The 8,052-nt window shown below is 32.8% G+C and carries 7 protein-coding genes and 1 pseudogene; 3 read left to right on the top strand and 5 right to left on the bottom strand.

Going from position 1 to position 8,052, the window contains the following annotated elements; genetic code table 11:
* From CD150_RS10850 to lqo, 3 genes and pseudogenes are all read right to left on the bottom strand, one after another.
* Positions 1-284, bottom strand: a pseudogene (locus CD150_RS10850) (DUF2975 domain-containing protein); the annotation flags it as partial.
* Positions 285-609: 325 nt separating this feature from the next.
* Positions 610-711: an SE2200 family small protein gene (locus CD150_RS10845; RefSeq protein WP_064499651.1), complete on the bottom strand. Its 102-nt coding sequence runs from the start codon at positions 709-711 to the stop codon at positions 610-612.
* A 227-nt stretch (positions 712-938) separates the two neighbouring features.
* The gene (lqo, locus tag CD150_RS10840; protein ID WP_046206933.1) at positions 939-2,429 is read right to left on the bottom strand and encodes an L-lactate dehydrogenase (quinone); all 1,491 of its coding nucleotides are present in this window, start codon (positions 2,427-2,429) and stop codon (positions 939-941) included.
* Between the two features lie 517 nt (positions 2,430-2,946).
* Here lqo and fadH point away from each other — a divergent pair.
* Positions 2,947-3,711 carry a 2,4-dienoyl-CoA reductase gene (fadH, locus tag CD150_RS10835; protein WP_046206934.1) on the top strand — a complete coding sequence of 255 codons (765 nt, stop codon included), beginning with the start codon at positions 2,947-2,949 and terminating at the stop codon, positions 3,709-3,711.
* A gap of 131 nt (positions 3,712-3,842) precedes the next feature.
* Here the strand turns inward: fadH and CD150_RS10830 are convergent, their stop codons facing one another.
* Positions 3,843-5,369: an SLC13 family permease gene (locus tag CD150_RS10830; RefSeq protein WP_046206935.1), complete on the bottom strand. Its 1,527-nt coding sequence runs from the start codon at positions 5,367-5,369 to the stop codon at positions 3,843-3,845.
* A 297-nt stretch (positions 5,370-5,666) separates the two neighbouring features.
* Between CD150_RS10830 and CD150_RS10825 the strand changes: the two genes are divergently transcribed.
* Both CD150_RS10825 and CD150_RS10820 read left to right on the top strand, forming a co-directional pair.
* Entirely contained in the window at positions 5,667-6,173 is a 507-nt protein-coding gene (locus CD150_RS10825) for a YfiT family bacillithiol transferase (RefSeq protein ID WP_064209905.1), read from the top strand.
* 385 nt (positions 6,174-6,558) lie between these two features.
* Positions 6,559-7,221, top strand: a complete 663-nt coding sequence (locus CD150_RS10820; RefSeq protein ID WP_064209904.1) for a transglycosylase family protein — start codon at positions 6,559-6,561, stop codon at positions 7,219-7,221.
* A gap of 129 nt (positions 7,222-7,350) precedes the next feature.
* On the opposite strand, the gene CD150_RS10815 is transcribed toward CD150_RS10820, so the two are convergent.
* On the bottom strand, positions 7,351-8,019 hold the full coding sequence (locus CD150_RS10815) for an RluA family pseudouridine synthase (protein ID WP_103161579.1): 669 nt from the start codon (positions 8,017-8,019) through the stop codon (positions 7,351-7,353).
* Positions 8,020-8,052: the final 33 nt, after the last annotated feature.

Raw genomic sequence — 8,052 nt, 5'->3', positions numbered from 1 at the left:
ATTATTAATAATAGTATTAATATAACAGATGGTTTAGGAAAAGTAATACTATTTAGGTCATGCTTGGTAATATCATGTGATTTTAGTCCTAATGAATCAACCCAAAAAGGTTTATTGGCTTTGTCTAATTGGGTGTTAATAAATGAAGAAGGAATGATTAACAATGCTATAATTGCGATAATAATTGGCAATATACTAAGAGAAGTTAAAACTAAAGCGATGGTTGCTAAAATAGTTAGTGTTTTGATTAAAATATTAAAACGTTTGCTTTTAATTGTAGACATATTGACGCTCCTTTTAATTGATTAATTTCATTATAACTTAAGTATATCGATAATCAATACTTTTTTATCGAATAACGATAAAATAATCAGAGGACGAATTGAATCATTAGATAATACAAAAAGGAAATATAATAATGCTATTATACGATGAACATGAGTGAGTTGAGTAAATGGAGATATAGTGCAGCCATTAATACAACAGTTTATACAAAGAGATATAAGTATAAATATCTCAGGATGATCAACGCTTTATACTTGCGTTTTATATAACAAAAACAAAAAGCGACCATTGGTAAGATTTACCAATGGTCGCTTTTGTCATTTATTAATATTCAATGTTTGGTGCTTTGTTTACATGTTGTTGGTAACGTTTAAGGCCTACAAATGCTAATGCGCCTATAGCCACAACTACTAATAATTTTTTCATACATTTCGCTCCTTTAAGTGAATCATTGATAACAAAGTATCTTTAAAAATACCAATGAACAACAAAGATTAAGGAACCAACAGGCATTCAGTAACGATAAAATCTATCGAGACACATCTCTTAAGATGCGAGTAGAAAATGATATACGGTTGTAGGTTCATAAATAGGTGTTTTACACAATCTTAATCTCAGTTCATTTTAGTTTTTACACTTAAGCAATCAAAAATTTATTCGTAATAATTTAATTCAAGATCTTTTGAAGTTTGTTGACGTGTTTTTCTCATTAAATCAACATCTTCAATTAATGATTTGCCATAAGAAGGAATCATTTTTTGGATTTTAGGTTCCCAATCATTTTTGTATTCAGAGAAGTTTTTCTCTAATACTTCTAATGCTACAGATACAGAAGTTGATGCTCCTGGTGATTCACCAAGTAATGCAATGACAGAATGGTCTTCTGAGTTTACAACTTCTGTACCAAATTGGATGAAGCCTTTACCATATTCTTCAGTATCTTTAATCACTTGAACACGTTTGCCGGCAGTATATAATTGCCAATCTTCATCGCGTGCTTCTGGATAGAAAGTACGTAAGTGGTTCATGCAACCTTCTTTTGTCATTAAAATTTGGTCAAATGAATATTTAAGTAGCGGTAAGTTTTTCGCTGCCGCTGATAATAATGTTGTGATGTTACTTGGTTTAACAGATTTAAATAAATCTAAGTTTGAACCATATTTTAAGAATTTAGGACCAATACTTGCAAACGGTCCAAATAATAATGTTTTTTGACCATTAATGAAACGTGTGTCTAAATGTGGCACAGTCATTGGTGGTGTGCCTGGTGGTTCTTTACCATACACTTTGGCATCATGTTCTTCAATCACATTTGGATTTGTACATGTTAAGAATTGGCCTGTAATAGGGAATCCACCTAAATGTTTACTTTCAGGGATACCTGTTTTTTGTAGTAATGGAATAGCAGCACCGCCAGCACCGATAAATACATAATCAGCTAATTGTGTTTGTGTTTCACCAGTATTTACATTGCGGATTTGAACTTCCCATTTACCATCGTTACGTTGATTGAAATCAAGTACTTCATGATGGTATTGAACTTCTACTTGTGGGCTTTTTTCAAGGTTTCTCGCCATTTTACGAGTTAATTCACCAAAGTTTACGTCAGTACCTTCATTAATTTTGCTGGCAGCCATAATGTCGTTTGCGCTATGACCTTGCATCATTAATGGAATCCATTTTCTCATTTCTTCGATATCTTCAGTATATTCGATATTATCGAACATAGGGAAGTTTTTCATTGCTTCATAACGGTCTTTTAAAAACTTAACGTTATTTTTACCTCTTACGAAACTAATGTGTGGTAAAGGATGAATGAATTCTCTAGGGTTTTCGATATAGTTATTTTTAACTAAATAGCCCCAGAATTGTTTAGAGATTTCAAACTGCTCATTAATCTCTTTTGCTTTTTCAATATCAATTGAACCATCAGGTTGTTGCACTGTATAGTTCAATTCACAAAGTGCAGCATGTCCTGTACCTGCGTTATGACGTTCGTTTGAGCTTTCGTCACCAGGACGATCTAAACGTTCGTATAATTTAATGTTCCAATTTGGTTCAAGTTCATTAAGCATAGAACCAAAAGTAGTACTTAATACACCGGCGCCAATAAGAATGACGTCTTTTGACTCAGTTTTAGCCATAGTTCCTCACCTTTCATTCTTAATAACATCAGTAACAAATTGTCATACATTGTCACTCATCTTATGTCTTTATTTACTATTATATTACGCGATTCACACATGTGAAAATACATATTAATCATATAACACATTCCTATTTGGAATATGTGACCATACTTATAATAATTTACCCTATATTTCAAGTATAAATCATTAAAATAAGTGACAATAACTGCTACATAGTAATATTACATTATAGTATCTATAAATTTCAATTATATATGTCTTAATTAAATATAAAGGGTAGAGAAGTAAAAATTTAGACGTGTGAATTTGTATTTAAGCAATTGGTTTTATCAACCACTTATTTAATACATAACGATTAAATAAGCAAAATGTTTCATATGAAACATGGATATAAAATGATGTTTCTCAATAATTGAGAGTTATCTTTTAATGAGAAAAATTGGCAAAACTTTGTTATACTGATTTATAAAATGTAAGCGCTTACTAATTTAATTGATAAAGGAGACTCTATATGAAAGATAAAGTGATAATGGTTACTGGTGGAAGTAGTGGTATGGGAAAAGCAATGGCGAAACGTTTTGCTGAAGAAGGTGCGAATGTCGTTATAACAGGTAGATCGTTAGAACGGTTAGAAGCAACGAAAAAGGAAATTGAACACCGAGAAGGACAAATTTTATGTGTTGATATGGATGTTCGTGATACGGAACGCGTACAATATACAGTGGATGAAGCCATTAATACTTTTGGTAAAATAGATGGTTTGGTTAATAACGCAGCTGGTAACTTTATATGTGCTGCTGAAGAACTAACAACTAATGGTTGGAATTCTGTCGTAGATATTGTCTTAAATGGAACTTGGCATTGTACACAAGCTGTTGGAAAAAAATGGATTGAACAAGGACATCGTGGACGTATTATCAATATGGTGGCCACTTATGCATGGCGTTCAGGGCCAGGTGTTGTACACTCTGCTAGTGCAAAAGCGGGTGTGTTAGCCATGACCAGAACGCTCGCTGTAGAGTGGGGTTCAAAGTATGGCATTACCGTAAATGCAATTGCGCCGGGCCCTATAGATCATACAGGAGGCTCTGGAAAACTTAGTTTATCGGAAGACGCACGTCAACAAACATTGGACAGTGTGCCTTTAGGACGCATGGGCCAACCAGAAGAAATTGCAGGATTAGCTAAGTTTTTATTTTCTGAAGAGGCAAATTACATTAATGGTGCTTGTATGACAATGGATGGTGGTCAATGGCTTAACCAAAACGCATTTTAACATCATAGCGTAACTTTATGAAGATAACAGAAATAATAACAGGCTGTGACACACTAATTGTTACAGCCTGTTATTGATGATAATAGTTTTTTAGCAAGTCGATTTTGTTATGGATAAGGATAATTTTCACATTAAATTAAACCGAGCCAATGCCAATAAGTGGCGCTAAATAAAATCATAAGTAAATAACCAATAACCGTTATAGGAATCCCTGTTTTTAAAAAATCTTTAACAGTAAATGTTTCTGTGCCATAGGCCAACATTGATTGTGGTGAGCTTACAGGTAGTAAGAAACCAAAGCTGATAACGAATTGTTGTATAAGCACAAATCCCACAGACTGATTGCCTAAATCCAAGGTAGTGGTTAGTGAAATAAATACAGGAATTAACGCTGATGCTAAACTTGTTGCACTTGCAAAACCTAAATGTATTAAAATATTGAAAAGTGCAATTAATGCAATGGTTACTACAAGAGGATAATGATTTAAACCCATGATGCCAAACGTTTGATCACTCAACCATTGCGCAGCTGTTGTTTTTAAAAGTACATTTCCTAAAGATATACCAACGCCAAAAACAATAATAGTTCCCCAAGGTATACGACTTTCAGCTTCTTTCCAAGACATGACGCCAATTTTAGGAGTTAGCATGACAGCCAGTGCTAATAAAATGATTGAAGATGAATCAATAGGATGTAATATTTTTTCGGTAGACCAAAGTATTAATAAAATGATAGATATTCCAATAAGACGCCACTCTTTAGAAGTTACGGGCCCCATCGCTTTTAACTGTTGTTGAATTAAAGATTTACCGCCTGAAAGTTCTTTTTCTTCAGGAGGCATCACTTTAAGCATGATAAAATAAAGCGCAATTGACATCAATACAGACCAAGGTCCTGCATATAATAACCACTGCCCCCATGATATATCAGTATTCAATTGATCATTTATAAAGTTAATTGCGACAATGTTTTGTGCAGCTGCAGTTTTTATACCAATATTCCAAATAGAAACTGCTTGTACAGCTGTGATAACTAAAAGTCCAGCTAATTTACTTTGTTTAGCAACACCGAATGCTGTAATCATTCCTAATAATATAGGAATCACAGCACCTGCTCGTGCAGTTGCTGATGGAACGAAGAATGCTAAAAATATTGCTACTAATATTGTACCTATGACGATGCGACTTGTCTTATTGCCTGCTACAGATAGTACAATGAGTGCAAGCCTTTTATGAAGTTGTGTGATTTGCATTGCGGTTGCTAAAAAAAGAGCAGCCGCAACTAAAGCTAATGCACTCGTAGAAAACCCACTAAAAGCAAGTTTTAAAGCATTACCTGTTCCGAAAAGTGAATTTCCCTTCAATATTTCACCATTTGATTGAGGATGACCTAGTGATTCAGATAAATTTTGTACTGGACTGAACCCTATTAATAAAATAATGAGTCCAACAATCATGACCGCAGAAACTGGATAAGTCACTGCTTCAGTAACCCATAATATGACTGCAAATAATAATATTGCTAATGCGCTTTTAGCCATAAGCGGTAAACTTTCTGGTGTAGGCAATAACAACAAAGCGATTAAGACGGTGATGCTTGTGAGTAACCAAAATGGTTTAAAATGAGATGTAGACTTAGTAGATGAATCTTTACGCATATATTTCCACTCCCTTGTTATATCTTTCACAATAATATTACAAATTTTATTAAGTTGTATCATTATAATTTAAGAAAGTTCATAAAAAGTTACTAATTATGTATATGATAAATCGTTAATTTTAAAAATTTTATAGTAATTATGAGAAGATACTTTTGATATGAATATGGGAGAGACGTTCAACACTGCGACATTAAATCGTTTGGAAGTTTAATTAATAATAAATAGGTAATAGCAATACTAATGGAAAATATAAGAATGCCATTAAACATTTAATAAATAAAAAAGGTGATTAATATGGATGTTAGATTTCCAATTGGTGAATTAGAAGTACCAGATCATGTGACACTAAAAGATATCCAACGATGGCTTAGTGAAATTGAGACATATGCATATAGATTAAGACAAACTGTAGATCATTTAAATGAAGAAGCGTTAAATAAACAATATCGGGAGAAAAGTTGGAATGTACGACAACTTGTTCATCATATAGCAGATTCTCAATTAAATATGTTTCAACGCTTAAAATTGGCATTAACAGATACGAATCCAGTTGTTGATCCTTTTATTCAAGATGAGTGGGCTAAACTTGCTGATAGTCAACTTCCTATAGAATGTTCCCTTAAAATGTTAGAAGGTATAAATGAACGTATTATAGCAATTGGTAATCATTTAACAGAAAATGATTTGAATCGTACATTTACATTAAGAGGAAGCGGAGAAATATCTGTTGCTACTAAAGTTGCTAAATTAGCTTGGCATGAAGAACATCATTTAGCGCATATTAAAATTGCATTATCATAATAAATATATGTTGAGACCGTTCAATTTTAATCATTGAACGGTTTTTTTCATGTATAAATAACAAACTAACTATGATAGTTGTCACACTAATTACAATTGTGTTACAGAAAAATTAGTTTGAAAATTAGTTTATATACTTTAGGAATAGGTTTTTTTACAAATTATCTTCGAATTTATATTCGATTTAATGTAATTATTATGTAAAATGCACAGGATTTTTTTAATTTCGCTGTAACCTACAAGGTTTTTATGGATGTTATAGTATTTACTGGAAATTGGTTGAAACAGCATTGGATTTTTCAAAAATAACAATTGGTTTCAATATCACAGATAAAATTAATTCTTAAAAATATAAAAACAAACTTGTAGGAGGATTTACTCAAAAATGAAAAAAACAGTATTAGCTTCAACATTAGCAGTAGGATTAGGTGTAACAGGATTTGCAGCAGGAAATTCAGCTGACGCGGCTGAACAAGGTATCGACAAAGCAGAATTAGCAAACTTAGCACAATCTAACCCAGAACAATTAAATGCATCACCAGTACAAGAAGGTTCATATAGCTATAACTTTAATTATAATGGTTTAAACTATAACTTTGAATCAAATGGACAAACTTGGTCATGGAGTTATGGTGAAGGTTCAAGCGCTAACGCTTCAACTGTAGAACAACCACAACAAGCACAAACTGAGCAACCAGCTCAACAAACTGCACCACAAACTGAACAAACACAACAACCTCAACAAGAAGCAACTACAAAAGCTTCAACTCAATCATCAAGCTCAAATGAAGCTTCAAGTGGTTCTTCAGTAAACGTTAATTCACATTTACAAGCAATCGCGCAACGTGAATCAGGCGGCGACTTAAAAGCTGTTAACCCATCTTCAGGTGCAGCAGGTAAATACCAATTCTTACAAAGCACTTGGGATTCAGTAGCACCAGCACAATATAAAGGTGTATCTCCAACAGAAGCACCAGAATCAGTACAAGATGCTGCAGCTGTAAAACTTTACAATGAAGTTGGCGCTTCACAATGGGTTACTGCATAATCTGAATTATAATTCTTAATTAAAATCAAAAAATACTAATAAAAGCTATGAAAGCATCTTTCAGTAGAGAAGCTTTCATAGCTTTTTTATTTAACAATTGGATAAAGTTACGTGTATTTAAGCATAAAGTTATAAAAAGTCATTCCAAACACTTTCATTTGGAGTAGAAGTTACAGAAATAATTTCATCTTTAGTTGGATGTTTGACACTGAGTTTATATGCCCAAAGTGCGATTTGTTGACCGGGATTATTAAATTTTTGGCCGTATTTTTGATCTCCGTATAAGGGTAAGTTTTGATTTGCGAATTGCACTCTAATCTGATGTGAACGACCTGTTTTTAATTGGATTTGAACCAAAGTTTTACGATTAATGGTTTTGATAACTTTATAATTCAAAATTGCCTCTTTAGCTTCTTTTTTCTTGGAATTAACCACATATACAATGTTTTTATTTCTATCTTTCCATAAATAATCACGAAGTTCACCTTCTTTTTTTGAAGGTACACCGTGAATAATCGCTAGATATGTTCTATATAATTTTTGTTTTCTAAGTTCATTAGATAACCTAGAGGCCGCTTTGGATGTTTTAGCGAATACGATTGCGCCTCCAACAGGCCGATCAAGGCGATGTACGAGACCAAGATATACATTTCCTGGTTTATTGTATTGGACTTTTATGTAATTTTTTAAAATAGACAACAAATCTTGATCTCTTGAGTTATCTTCTTGTACAGGAACATTGATAGGTTTCTCTACCATTAATAAATGGTTATCTTCATAAAGAATATTATCGAACATTTAATTCCTCCAACATAATATACATTATTAGTT

This window comes from Staphylococcus ureilyticus (assembly GCF_002902235.1).
Classification (GTDB): Bacteria; Bacillota; Bacilli; order Staphylococcales; family Staphylococcaceae; genus Staphylococcus; species Staphylococcus ureilyticus.
Note: the sequence above shows the minus strand (reverse complement) of the source record. Positions and strands in the feature narration are given on the sequence as shown.